The organism is Shewanella vaxholmensis (assembly GCF_031932135.1).
Lineage (GTDB): Bacteria > Pseudomonadota > Gammaproteobacteria > Enterobacterales > Shewanellaceae > Shewanella > Shewanella hafniensis.
On the sequence record NZ_JAUOEV010000009.1, the window covers coordinates 26,043 to 45,940 of the forward strand.

Annotated in this window: 14 protein-coding genes; 11 read left to right on the forward strand and 3 right to left on the reverse strand. The window is 41.5% G+C overall.

Annotation, left to right across the window (positions count from 1 at the left end):
* The first annotated feature begins 31 nt into the window (after positions 1–31).
* From Q4Q46_RS09775 to Q4Q46_RS09820, 10 genes are all read left to right on the forward strand, one after another.
* Positions 32–937 (forward strand): hypothetical protein, encoded by a 906-nt coding sequence (locus tag Q4Q46_RS09775; protein WP_311905848.1) that lies wholly within the window; start codon positions 32–34, stop codon positions 935–937.
* Positions 924–1,913 carry a hypothetical protein gene (locus Q4Q46_RS09780; RefSeq protein ID WP_311905849.1) on the forward strand — a complete coding sequence of 330 codons (990 nt, stop codon included), beginning with the start codon at positions 924–926 and terminating at the stop codon, positions 1,911–1,913. Before Q4Q46_RS09775 ends, Q4Q46_RS09780 begins: the two co-directional genes overlap by 14 nt.
* Positions 1,914–1,957: 44 nt before the next feature.
* Positions 1,958–2,983, forward strand: coding sequence for a helix-turn-helix transcriptional regulator (locus Q4Q46_RS09785; protein ID WP_311905850.1), 1,026 nt, complete (start codon positions 1,958–1,960; stop codon positions 2,981–2,983).
* Positions 2,984–3,131: 148 nt separating this feature from the next.
* Positions 3,132–3,803, forward strand: coding sequence for a hypothetical protein (locus tag Q4Q46_RS09790; protein ID WP_311905851.1), 672 nt, complete (start codon positions 3,132–3,134; stop codon positions 3,801–3,803).
* 413 nt (positions 3,804–4,216) lie between these two features.
* Entirely contained in the window at positions 4,217–6,760 is a 2,544-nt protein-coding gene (locus tag Q4Q46_RS09795) for a type I restriction-modification system subunit M (protein ID WP_311905852.1), read from the forward strand.
* A complete protein-coding gene (locus Q4Q46_RS09800; RefSeq protein WP_311905853.1) occupies positions 6,757–8,052 on the forward strand; it encodes a restriction endonuclease subunit S in 1,296 nt (431 codons plus the stop codon). Before Q4Q46_RS09795 ends, Q4Q46_RS09800 begins: the two co-directional genes overlap by 4 nt.
* Entirely contained in the window at positions 8,052–9,596 is a 1,545-nt protein-coding gene (locus tag Q4Q46_RS09805) for a DUF262 domain-containing protein (protein ID WP_311905854.1), read from the forward strand. Before Q4Q46_RS09800 ends, Q4Q46_RS09805 begins: the two co-directional genes overlap by 1 nt.
* On the forward strand, positions 9,589–11,571 hold the full coding sequence (locus Q4Q46_RS09810; RefSeq protein WP_311905855.1) for a DUF262 domain-containing protein: 1,983 nt from the start codon (positions 9,589–9,591) through the stop codon (positions 11,569–11,571). Before Q4Q46_RS09805 ends, Q4Q46_RS09810 begins: the two co-directional genes overlap by 8 nt.
* Positions 11,564–14,755, forward strand: coding sequence for a type I restriction endonuclease subunit R (locus Q4Q46_RS09815; RefSeq protein ID WP_311905856.1), 3,192 nt, complete (start codon positions 11,564–11,566; stop codon positions 14,753–14,755). The genes Q4Q46_RS09810 and Q4Q46_RS09815 overlap by 8 nt, the downstream gene beginning before the upstream one ends.
* Positions 14,755–15,498, forward strand: a complete 744-nt coding sequence (locus tag Q4Q46_RS09820; protein WP_311905857.1) for a M48 family metallopeptidase — start codon at positions 14,755–14,757, stop codon at positions 15,496–15,498. Before Q4Q46_RS09815 ends, Q4Q46_RS09820 begins: the two co-directional genes overlap by 1 nt.
* Before the next feature lie 377 nt (positions 15,499–15,875).
* On the opposite strand, the gene Q4Q46_RS09825 is transcribed toward Q4Q46_RS09820, so the two are convergent.
* Positions 15,876–17,174, reverse strand: a complete 1,299-nt coding sequence (locus Q4Q46_RS09825) for a tyrosine-type recombinase/integrase (RefSeq protein WP_311905858.1) — start codon at positions 17,172–17,174, stop codon at positions 15,876–15,878.
* 61 nt (positions 17,175–17,235) lie between these two features.
* Positions 17,236–17,454 (reverse strand): hypothetical protein, encoded by a 219-nt coding sequence (locus tag Q4Q46_RS09830; RefSeq protein ID WP_106650466.1) that lies wholly within the window; start codon positions 17,452–17,454, stop codon positions 17,236–17,238.
* A 179-nt stretch (positions 17,455–17,633) separates the two neighbouring features.
* Here Q4Q46_RS09830 and Q4Q46_RS09835 point away from each other — a divergent pair, with 179 nt between their 5' ends.
* On the forward strand, positions 17,634–19,205 hold the full coding sequence (locus Q4Q46_RS09835) for a DUF3369 domain-containing protein (RefSeq protein ID WP_220592937.1): 1,572 nt from the start codon (positions 17,634–17,636) through the stop codon (positions 19,203–19,205).
* A 70-nt stretch (positions 19,206–19,275) separates the two neighbouring features.
* Here Q4Q46_RS09835 and Q4Q46_RS09840 read toward each other — a convergent pair whose 3' ends face one another.
* Entirely contained in the window at positions 19,276–19,728 is a 453-nt protein-coding gene (locus tag Q4Q46_RS09840; RefSeq protein ID WP_006087155.1) for a hypothetical protein, read from the reverse strand.
* Between the last annotated feature and the right edge of the window lie 170 nt (positions 19,729–19,898).

Here is a 19,898-nt window from a genome sequence, read left to right on the forward strand (position 1 = left end):
TGAGTCAATCAGCCTACTGACCTTGCTTGAAGTGGGTGATATTCCACATTATGAACAGTTAAAACCTGGGGATATATTATTGGATTTCCCAGGAGTCTGGTTAGCACTATCTGAAGATTGGAAAGGAATATATCAACACGTGTTAGCGACGCCAGAAGGTTGGTATGACGAGCTACTGCTTTCTCGATTGTTATTAAAAGAATCGACGCACTCGTTATGTGTTAATGCTCTTGCAATTAAACATTTATTAGCATCGCGTAATCCGCTTGATAACCAAGATACTTACCCTGAGTTATCTAAACTTTGGGCCGCGTTTTGCGCGAACGTTAATAATGGCTCGCTGAGTCAAATGTTAGCAGCATCTCAATCAATTCAGGCTTCTTTAGTCACTGAAGCCGAAGCACTATTAGATTTTTTGTTAATAACACATTCAACACTAAGGGAACGGCAGGAAGGTTTTGAATCAAAACATTGGGATGATTATCGCGCAGCTACAGAAGTAGCACGTGATGATGGCTCAGCAATTTTTTCAACCTACAGCAATCATTTTATGCTGGCCTCAGTGTTACTGATGCAGGTAAAACCCAATAGCCACGTTCTTAAGGATGTCGCACTCAGTTGGCCACCGTATTTGCTGTACCCAAATGCAGGGGAATTATTGCTAATCCGTACTTTACTCAGTCATTGCTATCAAAAAGAAGGCATCAACTTTCTAGTTAACAATTTCGAACACATTATTCCAGAGCATTTGTTGTTTTTGCTCGAAAAGCCGAACTCAAACGCTATTGAATGCATCGCAGTCAAACTAGCTTTTTTTGAGAAATACCCACCGCAAGGCTATTACCCAGGCGCAAACAATTCACTCGAAAATTACACAGAGTATTTTGATTTAGTTATCAACCGAAAATCTAAGAGGGCGGTTTATGATCATCTTTAAATCATTTAAAAAAGAAACTGAAGCGTTATTGTCTCTCCTTGATGATGAGAATAAATTTGGTATTGGTTATGCTGAGCAACCAACTCTGACAGAGCGCGTATGGATCCAAGAATCTCAGGAGTTTGATAGGGTTGATAATTTTCTAAGAGATGACTACAACAACCCGTGGGCCGAAGAATATGATATGACATTGTTGGTTCGTCTCGCATTAGATTGCTGGGAAAGTAAGCTTCCAAACCCAGCTAGAAATGTAAAAGCCCTTTGCGCTACGCGCTCAGGAAAATACGCCATGGAAGAAGATTCACCTTTTTATAGCTTATGGACACTATTTCTCAACAGTAATGAATCATTGATGTCTTTAATGTCAACAAGCAGCGATCCCGCTTTGCAACCGAATGTCTTACTTGAACAGGCTGAATTATTACTTGATGCGCATTATCTGACCATCCAAAGATTAAATCGTCGCTATGGTGGAGATCCACGCAGTCGTACTGAACATCAATGGTTTAAATCAAAATTACCCTTGCCAACAAGAAAGGGGAAATCAAAGCCAAGGGAGCCTAATAAAGCCTTCAATCGGAATTTTGTGCCGATAATGCTGGCGGCAAAAATAGTCATGCATTTTCATCCCCACAGTAGCTTACTGCAAGCCTTAGCCCTTGCGCCGGAACATTATTCAGTTGGGGAATGGGGCTATGAATACTGGTTTCGTAGAACATTGCAAAAGCACTGTGCAATACAACAAGGCTGGTTATTTTTATTGATGAACATGCCAAGGTTCGCACCTGAAGAGTTAATGTATTTGATGAGCCGACTCCCCGTTAGCGCCAATGAATGTGACGCACTAATCAACGTATTTGAAGAATATTATGATGAAGATACTCAAGAAAGAGCAAAACATTGGTACCGAGATAAATCAGAATATATGGACTACTTCGAGAAATATTTTCAGGTAGGTTATCTGCTTAATCACTAAAGCTTTGTCGTGTCATGGTTCATCATTAGATTAAAAGGTCTGTTATGTCGGCAAATAAAAATGCAAACACGCTTCTCAGGCAACAAACACTGCTTAAGTGTATTCCCACAGATAAAGGGATAAGAAGCACCGAACTATTGGAGTTGATTGCTAATGAAGGTTTTAACGTTAGCCACCGAACCTTGCAAAGAGACTTAGATGTACTATCACAGTATTTTCCCATTTATTCAGAAACCGAGGAGAAACCCTATCTGTGGCGCAGCACAGAATTGGGCGGCTTACGGACTCATATCGATACTATAAGTTTGACGGATGCTTTGTCGCTGATGTTGGTTGAAAAATCGCTAAAGCAACTGTTGCCACCGGCGATGCAACGACATTTACAAAACAATTTTGATCATTCTCGCCAGCTATTAAATACCTTAAAAGATGACTATAACGCCCAGTGGTTAGATAAAGTCGCGAGTGTAATGCCTGATATGGGATTTAAACCCCCAGTAATTAACGAAACACTGTTAAAAGAAATACAAGAAGCTTTATTGAGGGATCAAACTATTCGAACTCACTATCAGGCAAAGCAAAAGGTCGCGGCGATTGAATACCACCTTATGCCGCTTGCCTTAGTGCAACGTGGGGACGTGCTTTACCTGATTGCTCAAGATATAACAAAAGGGTATGAGAATGCCGCCGTAAAGCGCTTCGCAATGCACCGTTTTCAAACGGTAAAACGTACCTACGAGCAAGGTATTCGTCCAGCGGACTTCAATTTACAGCAATACATACAAGACGGTGCAATGCACTTCTCTAACGGCGAAACCCTAAAGCTTAAAGCTAAAGTCACCGCAGAGTTAGCATTTTATCTAACCGAAAGCCCTATGTCTGACGATATGGTATTAATGCCTTTAGACGAACACTTTTATGAACTGACAGCAACAGTGCACAATAGTTGGCAATTGAACTGGTGGTTAAAAGGACAGGGCGCAAATATAGTGGTACTCGAACCGCAATCACTTCGAACTCAACTTAGTGACAACTTGCGTAAGGCGCTTGAAGCTTATGAATTACAGTAAAATATGTGTACATTATAAACATTAAAAGAGTTAAACTTAATTTAATTCAATATGTTAGGGTAGCTTCTTACCCGTTGAATGTTGCAACACTTATCGTTTAACAGTGCAAAACCAAAATTTAAAGCATTTATCTAGTAATGGAGTAGAGATGAAAAACAAAACAGCTTTGATTATTTTAGAGCGCCCTTGGGGCACGAATACTAGCGATAACAATAGGGCAAGTGTACTGCCATTTTTTCATGGACTGCAGCAGTTGAATGGTAATTTTGATGTATTTCATGCTCAGTTCTATGAAAGAAAAAGCTTTGAGATGGCTCTTAATGACATGATGGAACTCGAATATAGCCAATTCTATATTTATATCGCATGCCATGGCAGTGGTAAGCGCCTTGAAGGATTGAATTTATCAACGGCTATGTTCGCTATCCATGAAAAAGCACAAACAAGTAATATTGTCGGCGTAGTGATTGGAGCCTGTGAAATTGGTAAAAATGTTTCTCACTTACAAGCGTATTCTGAAGGTTCATCAATAGTTTGGCAGTTTGGCTACAAATGTTCTGTTAATTGGCTAGATGGTACATTATTAGATGTGAAAATTTTTGATGAATTGCTCAGGCTAAAGCCTAAAGCATTCAATGAATCTGAAAATATTGTCCAAGCCTTTGCGAAAGTGCTAGAAGATTTCAAACCCGAGGCTTCTATTGGTTATGATAGAAATGATCTTCGCATGCCCTTAAAAGACTCGCTTACATTAGTTGTACAGTCAAAAGGACAGGGGAAACAAGCTAAGGATCATAGCTCAGAACTCTTTAATATTTAGATTAGCCACACTTCTATGTATTAAGCGGCTAAATGTCATTAGCCGCTTTAAGTAAGGATTAGTTTCATATCCTCCTCATCACATTTTCACCCCAAACACGGCCATTTTTCTGGTTTTAAAGCAGCTTGGCTGGTATCTTACAAGCCGACATTTTTGTACTTTTGTATTTGAAAAGGTTGATGTTTGTATGAAGCTTAACATTTAGCGAAAAACGCTGAAAAAGGCATCAACACTGTTACCGCTGTGGGCATTATTTACTCAGCAAACCATTCGACGTTTTTCACAAAACTCATTTTCAACGAATGGCTTTCCTCAGCGTTTTCAAGCGAGGTGCTACACAAAGCGGCTCAAGGTATAACGCTATTACTCGCTGCAACTTCATCGTCAAAATAACTTGCAAGATAGGATGCCACATGGCCATTAAAAAGAACGAACTCTATTCCTCCCTTTGGGCCAGCTGTGACGAACTGCGTGGTGGTATGGACGCCAGCCAATACAAGGATTACGTTCTCACACTCTTGTTTATGAAATACGTTTCCGACAAATATAAAGGCGACCCGTACGGCATGATAGTCGTGCCCAAAGGTGCCAGCTTTGACGATATGATTGCCGCCAAAAACGATAAAGAAATCGGCGATAAACTCAATAAAATCATTGGTAGCTTAGCGGAAGAAAACGATCTCAAAGGCGTTATCGATGTTGCCGATTTTAACGATGAAGACAAGCTCGGCAAAGGCAAGGAAATGGTTGATCGCCTGACTAAGTTAGTCGGGATTTTCCAAGGATTAGATTTAACCGGTAACCGTGCCGATGGTGACGACTTATTAGGGGATGCCTATGAGTATTTAATGCGCCACTTCGCCACCGAATCGGGCAAATCCAAAGGCCAATTCTATACCCCGTCAGAAGTCTCGCAAATTCTGGCTAAAGTGGTTGGTATTCAAAACAATACCCCACAAGATGCCACTGTTTACGACCCCACCTGTGGTTCGGGTTCTTTGCTGTTAAAAGCCAGTAACGAAGCACCACGCGGCTTGTCTATTTTCGGCCAAGAGATGGACAACGCCACCAGTGCACTTGCTCGCATGAACATGATTTTGCACAACAATGCCACAGCTAAAATCTGGAAAGGCAACACCCTTGCCGATCCGCAGTGGAAAGACGGCGCCAATAAACTAAAAACCTTTGACTTTGCCGTGGCTAACCCGCCATTTTCTAACAAAAACTGGACGAGTGGCTTAAACCCACTAAACGATCCCTATGATCGATTTACTTGGGGAACTCCGCCCGAAAAGAACGGTGATTACACTTTCTTACTGCACATCATTACCAGTTTAAAAAGCACAGGTAAGGGCGCAGTCATTCTGCCCCACGGCGTACTGTTTAGAGGCAACGCCGAAGCCAATATTCGTCAAAATCTTATTAAGCAAGGTTACATCAAAGGCATTATTGGTTTACCTGCCAACCTGTTCTACGGCACGGGGATCCCCGCCTGTATTATCGTGATTGACAAAGAGCACGCCCAAAAAGCTGCAGTTCACTTTGGTGAAGCCCTGCAGGGTGAAAGGCCGCTGATTGAAGGGCACGGCAATGACGTGAAAAACAATCAAACTCACATCACCGGCCGTTCCATCTTTATGATTGACGCCAGCAAAGGCTTCATTAAAGACGGCAATAAAAACCGCCTGCGCAGCCAAGACATTCATAAAATTGTCGATGTGTTTAATAAAGGGCTTGAGCTAGAGCGTTTTAGCCGTTTAGTCACGATTGATGAAATTGCCAAAAACGATTACAACCTCAACATACCGCGTTATATCGACTCATCAGAGCCAGAAGATTTGCACGATTTAAGCGCCCACTTGCAAGGCGGTATTCCTAATCGCGATATCGATGCTCTGGCGCATTACTGGCAGGTATTCCCCAGTATTCGAGCGACCTTATTTGGTCGTAACCCAGAGCTGCCAGCGCGTGATGGCTACAGCCACTGCATGATAGACGCCAGCAAAGTGAAAGCCAGTATTTTGGCCCATAGCGAGTTTAAAGACTTTGCCAGCCGCAGCTTATTACCCTTTAAAGCCTGGATAAAACAAGCTGCGTTAACCGAAATCAGCCTAGGCGACAGCCCTAAAGAGTTAATCCACGACATATCAGAAAGCCTATTAGCCGCCTACGCCAACAGTGAACTGCTGAGCAAATACGACATCTACCAGATCCTCATGGATTACTGGAGCGACACACTGCAAGATGACGTCTACGTATTAGTGCAAGATGACTGGCAAGCGGGTAAAACCCTGCGTGAGTTAGTCGCAGCCAAAGGTGAAAAGCTTAAAGAAACACCCGATTTAATCATTAACAAGAAAAAATACAAAGCCGAGCTGATCCCACCAAGCTTAATCGTGGCGCGTTACTTTGCCGCCGAGCAAACCAAGCTTGATGCCCTTCAAATCAAACAAGATGAAGCCACTCAAGCCCTCGAAACTTATCTAGAGGAAAATGCCCCTTCTGGAACAGGGAGCGAAGACGGCTTACTCGCCGATGCGTTAAACGACAAAGACAAAATAACCAAAGTCAGCGTTGCGGCGCGCCTTAAACTCGCCACAGATAAAGCGGAAATTGCCGCCCTTAAGCAAGCGACCAAGCTGTTTACCTCCGATGCCAACGCCAAAAAAGCCGTAAAAGAAGCCCAAGAAATATTGGATTTAGCGGTATTTAAGCAGTACCCACATTTGAGCATTGACGAAATTAAAACCCTGATCGTCAACGACAAATGGCTCGCCACATTGCAAGCCAACATCATTGCAGAGATTGAGCGTGTCACTCAGCAAATGGCCAACCGCGTCAAAGAGCTGGAGGAGCGTTACAGCACGCCGCTGCCCACCTTAACAAAATCGGTTGAAGCTTTAAGCGATAAAGTCGCGGGCCACCTCAAAGCCATGGGTTTGGAGTGGACACTATGAGTCAAGCAATAAACCAAGTGATACCAGAAGGGTATAAACAGACTGATATAGGGGTGATTCCTGTTGAGTGGGAAGTTAAAACTCTTGGCGACATTACAAGTATTGAACGAGGAAAATTTAGCGCGAGACCGCGAAATGATCCTAAATTCTTTGGTGGTTCAATACCGTTTATCCAAACGGGTGACATAACTAGATCTAATGGTCGAAATGTTACTTACTCACAAACTCTCAACGATAAAGGTCTAGCTGTTAGTAGACTTTTTCCAGCTAATTCTCTCTATTTTACTATTGCTGCAAATATTGGTGATGTAGCAATTGTTAATTACCAATCGGCATGTCCTGACAGCCTCGTTGTTATTAAACAAAAGCAAAACATAGATAAAGTATGGTTGTATCACTCATTATCTGATAAAAAAGCTGAATTTGAAGTTATAGCGACCTCAAATGCACAGTTAAATATTAATCTTGAAAAATTAAACCCTTATAAACTTTCTATTCCACCGAAGAAAGAGCAAACCGCCATTGCGAATGCTTTGTCAGATATGGATGCTTTACTGATTGAATTAGAAAAACTTATCGCCAAGAAGCAAGCGATTAAAACCGCTACCATGCAGCAACTGCTCACCGGCAAAACCCGTTTACCGCAGTTTGCCTATTATTCTGATATTAACAGTACAGAAGGCGCTGTCGAAGGTAAGCGTAAAGGCACTAAACCCAGCGAGCTAGGTGAAATCCCAGAGGATTGGGATGTTGTTACTATTGGGGATTTTGCCCCATTGCAAAGGGGATTTGACTTAACAAACACAAATAGGCGAGAAGGTATTTATCCAGTTGTTTATTCCAATGGAATTGTAAATCATCATGCTCATTTTCAAATAAAAGGGCCTGGGGTAGTAACTGGCCGTTCCGGAACATTAGGAAAAGTTCATTATATAGATACAGATTATTGGCCTCACAATACTTCACTATGGGTAACAAAGTTTGAAATATCTAATCCTAAATATGTTTATTACCTATATAAACATGTCGGTTTTGAGCGTTTTGCTAGCGGTTCAGGTGTCCCAACGTTGAACCGAAATGATGCTCATGATTTTAAAATTAAAGTACCACCAACTAAAGAAGAACAAACCGCTATAGCAACCATTCTCTCTGACATGGATAACGAAATCCAAACCCTCGAACAGCGTCTCAGCAAAACCCGCCAAATCAAACAAGGCATGATGCAAGAACTACTCACGGGTAAAACCCGCTTGCCATTTGACAAAGACACAATATCTGAGGTCAGTGTGTAATGAGTAAAAAGGAATTAGTACCACAGGATGTGACGGTAAAATTGGTGAGTTTTAGCCAATTAGCAAACGTAAAAAGTCCATTAGCGTTAGATAGCTACCAACGTGCTTATGTGTGGGGCGAAGATAAGATCATTCAGTTGTTGAATGATTTTGCGGAATTCATCCACACAAATAATGGCGCTAAACAATATTACATGGGCACTTTGCTGCTGCACCAGAAAGTTGGTGTTAAGCAAAACAAGCATTTCGTTATTGATGGCCAACAGCGCTTAACTAGCTTGTCGGTTTTGTATTGGTTGTTATACGGTAAGTTACCAGCGCATATACAGTTTGAATTTCGCTCGTCTCGATCTTTGGTCAATATCCAGCAAGCAAAATGCACTATGCAAGCATGGTTCAAAGATCAGAAAATTGATAAGGAAGAATTTACCAAGGTGTTTAAGCAATTACGCTTCACTGTCATTGCTGTGCAGCGAGAAGACTTAGCCTTTACCTTTTTTGATACTCAGAATAATCGTGGTGTGCCGCTTGGCAGCACAGATTTACTCAAAGCCTTCCATTTACGTGCCATTCAAGACGGTAATCTTCAATTGGTCGAGCAACTGCAAAGTCATTGTGCTAAGCGTTGGGAGCAAGTTCAACTCCAAAGCGAGTTAGGCAAAACTAGCCAGCTTAATGATTTTGCTCCTGAATTATTTCATTATTATTTGTGGCGTGGCCGTAATTGGACTGGCAATCAAGTAGAAGAGCTAGAAAGTAAAGATGAAATGCTTAAGCATTTTGGTGACCACAGTAAAAAAGCCATGATTGGTGAAGTGGCGCTGTACTGTGCAGGAACAAACCAATGGGGGAAAAGCCTTACATTAACTACCACCAATGATTATTCGTTAACGCCAGCAAAACAACATATTGGCCAACAAGCGGCTTATTTACCTTTTGCTTTGCGCCAGCCCATTAGCCAAGGTGTAGGTTTTTTTCTCTATGCTGAGAAATATGCATCAATGCTCAATGTGTTATTTCATCAGCCATCTGATAGCCCTGAATTGTTAGCACTACAAGGTTTTTATAATGACGTTGTTTCAACCTTATCTGCTTATTTACAGAGTCTATTCCGCTTAGCGGTTTTGACATATTTCGACAGGTTAGGCAGCGAGGGATTGTTACGATTTGCTATTTGGTTAGATCATCGTTTGGGCGCAATTCGATTAACACAGGCCGACATCCGCCGTGAAACGCCACTTAAGTTTTTACGGGATGCAAAACAGAATTTACTCGATGTGCTTGCACATGCCTACGATATCGATGATGTGATCCGCTTTTTACAGCAAGAAGATGTAAGCAAAGCGTATGCTACTAATGATGGTTGGCAAACAGAAAGTAAAAGTCACGTTCAATCTCGTTATGCTCGTGCTGTTTCTGGTTATTTTAATGTCGGTGATTTACGAGATAAGACTAACAAACATGTGGAAAGCACGATTACAAATAAACTAAATCAGGTGAGTGCTGAAAAACTCGGTGTCCAGCAGGGAGCTCGTCATGTCTAAATTTGAGTCAGATTTAATTACTTTGGAAGACGTGATTAAAAAGCAGTATTTTTTTAATATTCCCATTTATCAGCGACTGTACGTATGGGGAAAAGAGCAAATACATAGCTTGTTGGATGATATCGTTACTGCCTGGCAAGAAGATAAAAATGAGTTTTATCTGGGCGGCACCTTAGTCATTGAGAGGACATTACATGATACGGCAGACACAAGTAAACTCTATGACCTCATTGACGGACAGCAACGTTTTACCACCTTATGGCTGATAAGCGTGGTACTGGGTGAGCATCTTACTGAGTATCGACAAGTGCAAACTGAGCAAGGTGTTCGTCTGCGGATAAACTTTGCCATTCGCCCTCAAGTCACTGAATTTTTTGAAAAGTTGTGTAAAGTATCCTTACCGCAAGCTAAACAGTTAGAAGATGCGCTTCAATATATCAAGTCTTATTTTGACAATGCTGAAGTCAAGGTAGATAAAGTTACTTTAACTGATTTTATTCTCACGAAAGTTCAGTTGATCTTAACAACAGTACCTAAAGAGACGGATTTAAATAAATTATTTGAAGTGATTAATAACCGAGGTGTGCAGTTACAGCATCATGAAATTCTAAAAGCCAAGTTGTTGGAAAGCATAGACTCAAAAGAACGTGAAGCTTATGCACAGTTGTGGGATGCATGCTCAGACATGAACGGTTACATTGAGCGCCATTTACGCGCAGCCACCCAAGTTAATACCCTTGCTTTATACGAAAGTAAAATAGAGTCCGATGTTTATCAACGTGAGCAACTCAGTAAAGCCAAATATGTCATTGAGAGCTTAAAGCAAAAAAAGCAGCATATTGAAACCAAGCCTATGAGTTTGGAAGCCATTTTAAAGAACAAAAATAGTTTCACCTCGAATGATTCTGAACCTGAAGACGAAGTTGATGATGGTTTACCCGACAGGGTATCAAGCATCATTACTTTTTCAATGCTTTTACAACATACATTGCGGATATATTTACAGCAAAGTGGCAAGTTCGAACATAAAGACATCAACAAAGTTTCTGATAAAGATCTATTGCAAATATTCAAATTACACTGGCTTAAATTTCAACCTAACAGTGAGCAAGTGAAGCAATTTTTCGAACTGCTTTGGGAAGTACGCTATCAATTTGATAAGCACATCATAAAATGGGTGCTAGTTGAAGAAGACAAACAACATGCTATTCGTAGAATATACGTCAATCGGAATACAAAGAAAAAAACCGAATATTTACAACGTTATTCCATCGATGCAGACCCAGATTTTGCACTTTTACAGAGTATGCTGTATCACTCACAGCAAATGACAACTCAATATTGGTTAACACCATTACTTAATTTTTTGTTAAAAAACAATGAGAAAAATGCACTTTACTATTTGCAGCATCTTGATAATCATTTGCTTTGTAGTGTGGCTGACGCCCCTTTGATTGAACGTACTCATCGTTATTTAGTGAATTGCTGGCATAAAGAGAAAGTGTTAAACGCGGCTAAAAGCCTTAACCAACCCTACAATAATGGGACTCAATATCCGCATTATTGGTTTTACAAACTTGAATACGTCCAGTATCTCAAACTCAAAGCTAAAAAAAGTAATCTTGTCGATAATTTTAGAATGACAGCTAAAAACTCGGTTGAGCATGTCACGCCGCAAAATCCTAGAATTCCGCAAGATGCAATACCTGCTGATTTACTTCACACTTTTGGGAACTTAGCCTTAGTCACTGGAAGTATTAACTCTGAAATGACCGATGATGGTTTTACTATCAAAAAAGCTAAATTCGAAGAAAGACATAAAGGTAAAGGTGTGTCGCTTAAGCTTGAAGATATATATTCAAATAAACAGTGGAAAAAAGATGAAATCAGGCACCATCATCAAAAAATGATTAGCGACTTTAATCTTTATATTAAAAAGGTGAATGACAAAACAACGGAGTTGTTGAATGAGTAATGTCGGCCAAAAGGAACGTGCTACCCAAAACCGTGTGGTCAAATTCTTTCAAAATGAATTGGGTTATCGCTATTTAGGTGATTGGAAGGATAGACAAGATAACCGCAATGTTGAAAGCCATATATTAGCTAATTGGTTGGCCAATCGCGGCGTGTCAGAGCTACTGATCAATCGTGCATTACGTAAACTTGATATTGCAACTGCGCTGGGTGAAGGTAAAAAACTCTATGATGCCAATAAAGAAGTGTATCGCTTATTACGTTATGGCGTGAAAGAGAAAGAGGGCGCGGGTGAGCAAAATCAAACAGTTTGGCTGATTGATTGGCTACACCCTGAAGCGAATGATTTTGCTATTGCTGAAGAAGTGACAGTGAAGGGGGATCAGCTATCGCCAAAAACCAAACGTCCCGATCTGGTACTGTATGTCAATGGTATTGCCCTTGGGGTGATTGAGCTAAAGCGCTCGTCTGTTTCTGTGAGTGAAGGGATACGCCAGAATCTCGATAATCAAAAGAAAGACTTTATCCGCAATTTTTTTACGACCATGCAGCTTGTCATGGCTGGCAATGATACCCAAGGTGTTCGCTACGGCACGATTGAAACCAGCGAGAAATACTATCTTGAGTGGAAAGAAAATCTGGAATGGAAAGATCCTGCCATTATCACAAGTGTGGATAAAACAGAAAATGCGAGCACTTTACTGGATTCGCACTTAGGCCAGCTTTGTAATAAATCGCGGTTTTTACAACTGATCCACGACTTTATTGTATTTGATTCTGGGGTAAAAAAGACCTGCCGTCATAATCAATACTTTGGTATTCAAGCCGCCAGAAAACACATTACGTCACGCCATGGTGGAATCATTTGGCACACCCAAGGTTCAGGCAAGAGCTTGACCATGGTGTGGTTGGCTAAGTGGATCCGTGAAAATGTCGCCGATTCTCGGGTGTTGATCATTACTGACAGAACCGAACTCGACGAGCAGATTGAAAAAGTCTTTATCGGTGTCGATGAATTTATTTATCGCACTTCAAGTGGCAGTGATTTAGTCGCCAGCCTAAATAAGCCCAATCCTTGGTTATTATGCTCATTGGTACATAAATTTGGCCGCAATGGCGAAGCGCTAGATGACAATTCTGGAGTGGGAGGCGATGACGAAGCAACTGACGATTTTATTGCAGCAATGACCCGTAACTTGCCAAAAGACTTTAGCGTTAAAGGCAACTTGTTTGTTTTTGTTGACGAGTGTCATCGTACTCAGTCTGGCAAGTTGCATACGGCAATGAAATCTCTGCTTAGCGGTAAAGAGGGGCCTGAAGCCATGTTTATCGGTTTTACGGGCACGCCATTAATGAAAAAGGATAAGAAAAAATCCTTAGAAATCTTCGGCCCTTACATTCATACCTACAAGTTTAATGAAGCAGTGCTTGATGGCGTTGTGCTGGATTTGCGCTACGAAGCCAGAGATATCGATCAGCATTTAACCTCAGAGAAAAAAATTGATCAGTGGTTTGAGGCTAAAACCAAGGGATTGTCTCACCTAGCGAAAATGCAGCTAAAACAAAAATGGGGCACGATGCAAAAAGTGCTCTCCAGTAAATCGCGGCTCGAAAAAATCGTTAGCGATATCTTAATAGATATGGAACTTAAACCACGATTGATGGACGGCCGAGGCAATGCCATGTTGGTGTGCGCTAGCGTGCATCAAGCCTGTGTTGTCTATGATCTGTTTAGTAAAACTGATTTACATGACAAGTGCGCGATTGTCACCAGTTATCAACCTGTTGCCGGTTCAATTAAGGGTGAGGAGTCGGGAGAAGGGTTAACAGAAAAACTGTTTAAGTACGATGTATACCGAAAAATGCTAGCGAATTACTTCGAACAATCTGAAGATGAAGCGGCTAAAAGAGTCGAAGAGTTTGAAAAAGAGGTTAAAAAGCGTTTTATCGACGAACCTGGTCAAATGCGTTTATTGATTGTGGTTGATAAGCTACTGACGGGGTTTGATGCGCCTTCTGCGACATATTTATACATTGATAAGTCGATGGCCGACCATAACTTATTCCAAGCAATTTGTCGGGTGAATCGACTCGATGGTGAGGATAAAGAATATGGTTATATCATTGACTATAAAGATTTATTTAGATCATTAGACAAAGCATTAAAAGACTACACCGCCGAAGCGTTTGACGCTTATGATACTGAAGATGTTGCTGGTTTATTGAAGGACAGATTAGTGCAGGCGAGGGAAGATCTCGATAATGCACTGGAGACTGTACGGGCGATTTGCGAACCCGTTGAAACGCCTCGCCATACTCAAGATTTTATTCATTATTTTTGTGGCAAATCTGGTGTTAGCTATGATGCGGACACTAGAAGTGAACAAGAGACACTGCGCCTGACACTCTATACTGCGGTCGCTAAGCTGCTCCGCGCTTACGCCAATTTAGCCAATGAAATGGAGCAAGCAGGTTACACTACAGAAGAATCAATCCAGATCAAAGCTGAAGTCGTGTTCTATGAGAAAGTGCGCGATGAAGTGAAGCTTGCCAGCGGTGATTTACTCGAAATGAAGCGCTTTGAACCGGCAATGCGTCACTTGCTCGATATGTATATTCGAGCTGATGACAGCGAAGTGTTAATGGATTTTGAAGACTTCGGGCTAATCGATTTAGTGATCAATAACAACGGGGAGGGCATGGATAAACTCCCAAAAGGATTGCGCGATAATGAAGATGCTATGGCGGAAGCCATTGAGAATAACGTCCGTAAAACCATAGTGGATGAAAATCCAGTTAACCCTAAATATTTTGACCAGATGTCGACATTGCTCGAAGAGCTAATAAAACAGCGCCGAGAAAAAGCACTGAATTATCAAGAGTATTTAGAAAAAATTCGTGAACTGGCCAAAAAAGTGGTTAATCCTGTTGGCGCGAGTCAATCTAGCTATCCGGATTCTATTGATACCGCAGCTAAACAAGCCATTTTCGATAACTTTGGAAATGATGAAGTATTAACAACCAAAATAGATACAGCGGTTCGCTTCACTAAAAGAGCGGATTGGCTAGGTGACCGATTTAAGGAACGTGAAATTGCTAATGCAATCCGTGAAGAAACTGCCAGTTATGGCATTGATGTGGCTGCAATAATGGAGCTTATTAAAGCACAAAAGGAATACCATTAATGCCGTCAACACATCCTTTAGATGAGACTTTTTCAATCGAAGTGCGCGGCATAGAAATAGTGGTTAATCGCAAGAATATTAAAAACTTACATTTAAGCGTATTACCACCGGATGGACGAGTAAGAGTGTCAGCTCCTACCCATACGTCAGAGCAAGCGATACGCTTAGCTGTTATAGGCAAGTTAGCCTGGATTAAAAAGCAACAAAGGGATTTTGTTACCCAACCAAGGCAATCAAGTCGCGAAATGGTTAACGGTGAGAGCCATTACTTATGGGGACAAAGATACCGCTTAAGTATGGTGGAGACGACTGGCAGACATCTTGTGAGTCTTAAAGGCGTGTCGAAGTTAGTCATTGCGGTATCAACGGATACTTCAACAGAAAATCGCTTGAAACTCCTTAATGGATTTTATCGATTGGAAATGCAACAAAGGATTTTGCATCTACTCGAGATATGGCAAGAGCGTTTAGGTGTAGAAGCAAACTACATCGGCATTAAGAAAATGAAAACCAAATGGGGCAGCTGTAATATTCAGGCAAAACGCATTTGGTTAAACCTAGAGTTAGCCAAAAAACCGCCAGAATGCCTTGAATACATTTTGGTTCATGAACTGACTCATTTACTTGAACGTCATCATAACGAAAGATTTCGCGCCATCATGGACAAGCAAATGCCAAATTGGCGAGAGCATCGTAATTTACTCAACAGTCTGCCATTGGCCTATGAAGATTGGCAGTATTGATACCAGTCAAAAAGAACGCGTTGCTATGTGAATAATTGAGGGCTATGCCAGCCAACACTCTAAAGAATTCACGTAGCGACGCGTCACAAAAACTGCATTTTCCATTTACCAGCAAATAGCAACAAACCATCATCTAGTCCCCAAGCAACAAACTTAGTTAATCGTACCAATACACAAATAAGAGCAGGTAAGATGGCCCAGAAAATTTCGGCGGAAAAAAAGCAAATCTCAGTCTGCCGCGAAATCTCATTCTGAGTGGCCGCGAACAACATTTATCGATGTAGTGAATGGTATAAATCCATAATTTAACATAATATACATTGTGCGCAACTTTGTGTAGGTGGCTAAGTAGGTAAAAGTGCCGTTTTTCAACAAGCTTAATCACCGATGCCTTTTAAATGGTCGATTGGTTTATTGAATGCACTTTCATGGCGTTCGATTTGGCTTGTGTGCAAATACTGTGATGTGGTGTCAATGCTCTCATGGCCAGCGTCGGCTTGTACATGGGATAACGGTCTGCGGTTAATATTGATATCGTGTGTGATGCCTGTGTGACGAATATTATGGGCTGTAAGTTTGCGCATCTGCGCGGCGTCTTGTGCAAAACCATCGGCCTCAATACTTTCTGCAGCCAGATTGATAATACTTTGAATTTCATCGCGGACTTGGCGAATACCGAGATTGGCATTGAGGATGCCGACATCTCGACCACGACCAGCAGCTTTGTGCCGCACAAACAGTGGATGGTTCTCGTTTGGCCTTGGATAATCCGTTAAGCCTAAAAACTGGCGGTATTTGACTAAGGCGTCGAGTAAAGCTTTTGAGATTGCCACGCTGCGCCTTTTACCGCCTTTGCTCAATGGAATATGAAAACTCCAAATACCCGTTTGTTGATTACGCTTAAACTGATCCATCACCGGTGAATAACCTGCGCGTGCAGACACATCTGAGATACGTAAATAGCAACAATAGATCAATGAAATCAGAAATAAGCTTCTTTGATGTAATTCGGGCGATGTTTCTGCCAACGCTGTTACGGTCGCCATAATGTATGACCACTGTAATTCAGTGAATGCGAGACTGTTATCATCTTCATGATGTTGACGCTGATATTGCCGATTGGCCGCGAATCGACTGTGATTCAGCCAAATTTGTGCAGGATTACGCTCACAATATTCTTCACTTGTCAGGTACGAGTAAAACGAAGACAAAATGGCCATTTTCGTTTTTAACGCATTGTCACTTAACGCATAAGGCTGGATTTGCCCGAGTCGCTTTTTACCGACAAATGGCCGCCACTGTGGGTTTGGAACCCGTTCATCACGCATTTTATCGAGCTTGAATTGTGGCACATTAAAATAGCCAATTAGTGCTATGGGCGGCGCTTGGCAGTAATCCACGTAATGGTTCATATCTTTGCGTGTGACTTCTATGGGCGACATTGAAACCACATCAAAACACCAATGAAGAAATGTCGTGAGCTCGCTGCGATAGGCTTTATAGTTGTTTTCGTTATGCTTTTGCTCAAACAGCCAATCACTGGCGTGCTCAATCACTAAACCCGCATCGGCCACCTTTTTCATGCTAATTTGGGTGATATATTGGTTAACGACACTATTGCCAACTTGTATGAATTCAAATGAGTCAAATAATGGGATTACGGGAGGAAGTTGCATATTGCATCTGAATTATAAGGGTTTCTGATATGATAATACTTAAACGCAAATGCCGATAACGTTATTTATCGGCATCAACTAGGGTCAGATTTTGAGTACAACTGGACAATGTACATTTCTGGCATGTAATACGCTTTTGACAACAAATTAAGCATAACTGCCACACTTGCTGTTTAGACTGACTATCCAAGCACCTAAAATCTGCCGCACAGAGGTGCCCATCATGTATAAGCTGTGCCAGTTTATGCGTTGAAATCGACAAATTAATTTGGTGGCTCATGCCCTTACCCGCTAATCAGTGTGTGATATGAATAGAATACACAAATGATAACTGTTATCAATAACTCAATTTAAGGGTTGCCACTCACCTCGCTATTTAATGTAAGAATTTGCACTGCATTGAAATGTGTCTACTACACTGATTATGTGATCATTATTTTTATTTGAATGAGGTATCGAATGCTGATTGATCTTGCAAAGAAAAATCCGCTGTTTTCCGGTAAAAAGCTTACCGAGACAACTGCATCAGGTATTCCTTGGAAGGTATTAGTGGTCGATGATGAACCTGATGTTCATACCGTCACTAAGCTTGCCCTCTCCCGCTTTAAACTCGATGGCCGCCCGCTTACTTTTATCAATGCCTACAGTGCCGAACAAGCAAAAGAGTTGATGAATCAGGAACATGATATCGCCATCGCCTTTATTGATGTTGTGATGGAGAGTGATCATGCGGGCTTAGAATTAGTAAAATGGATCCGCGAAGAGCTGCAAAATAAAACCACTCGACTAATCCTGCGTACAGGCCAGCCAGGTCAAGCACCTGAAGAAGACGTTATCGTTAATTATGATATTAATGATTACAAAGCCAAAGCTGAACTCGATTCCCGTAAACTGATGACCAGCGTCTATTCTGCCCTACGTTCTTACCGCGATATTATGGAAATTGAACAAGCAAGGCGCACCCAAATAAATCACCGTAAAGGGCTAGAAAGGGTGCTAGAAGCTACATCTGGATTATTTGAGCTGCGCACCCTGCATAAATTTGCTGATGGCCTGCTAACTCAAGTCGCCACCCTACTCAATCTGGATTCTGAAACCTTATTGCTAACGTGTAATGCCATCGATGCCATAAGCGGTCATCTGGATCCTGTGAACATAGAAATCCTCGCAGGCACAGGCCAATTCTCAAATAAATCCCATATTACTCAATTACCAGAGCATATCGACCGCTTACTGCGCAGTGCGATCACGCAAAAACGCTGCCTGTATGAAGACAATTGCTTTATCGGTTACTTCCCCACAAAAAGCGGGTTAATCAATCTACTGTATATGGATGGTATTGATAAAATTGATGATCTTGACAAGAAACTTATTGATATTTTTGCTATCAACGTCGGCGTTGCATTTGAAAATTTACTGCTCAATCAAGAAGTCGAAGATACCCAATCTGAACTCATTCTACGTTTAGGGGATGTGGTTGAAAGCCGCTCAAAAGAAGCCGCGAACCATGTGAAACGTATGGCAGAATATTGCTCCCAACTCGCCTTACTCGCTGGTTTACCTGAATACGAAGCTGATTTACTTCGCCGTGCTTCACCTATGCATGACATAGGTAAGATAGCGATCCCCGATGCGGTTCTGCTCAAACCTGGCAAGTTAGATGATGAAGAATGGAAAGTCATGCGTCAGCATCCTACGATTGGCCATCAGATTTTGGCAAATTCTGAGCGACCCATATTAAAGGCGGCATCAATTATTGCACTACAACACCATGAAAAATATGATGGTTCTGGCTATCCAGCCAATTTAAAACAAGACGAAATTCACATTTTCGCGCGCATTGTTGCCATTGCAGATGTATTTGATGCACTTTCTCATGCCCGCTGCTATAAAACGGCTTGGCCTTTAGAAGAGGTGTTAGCTGAAATGCGTAAAGGCGCCGCAAAACACTTTGACCCACACTTATTGCAGCTTTTTATCGATAATGTGGATATTTTTGTCAAAGTAAAAGACAGTTGGAAAGATAGTTAATCCTTAATCACCCGAGTTAACACTCTCTAATAATACGCTGAGGACGATTCGAATAAATATCTAGCCAGTCTTAACCATTGTTATCCGCAAGAAAATCAAACACTGTCGCTTTGGTTTCGCCATTTGCTTCAAAACTTACAAAACCGCGCCAAACCATATAACCACTGCTGCAGGAGCCATATACCATCTGACCAATATAGGTCATTTCATCGGTTTGCTTCACATTTACAGGAATAACCCCCATAAACATATCTCTTCCTTCTAAACGAATTTGCACATTTTTGATAGGCGTTGAAGCTAACAGCCTTAATGTTAATGGCTTTTCGCTCGGGGCATTCGCTGGCGATAGGCTAATAGCAAGTTTGATATCGTCCACTTGTTTAACACAATCCCCTGTCGAAAATTGACAGAGTGAAGGATCAGAGCTGCTTTTATGTGTGACTTGCTTAGCATCTTCAGTACAAGCTGTGAGATTGATGAGAATTAACGCGATGAATAAATAGAGATTAGGACGATTTAGCACAAAGATTAACCTTATGACGCAATATGTTAACATTCTATGGCGTAGGTTGATCTAGATCAACTTTCCACACCCCTTCTTTGGTATCTTTTTTGATATTGCTCAAGTATCATTGCGAAACCTCATATTTGAGCAAAAATATGCAGGGTAACGCATTGACATAGCTCAGCAAC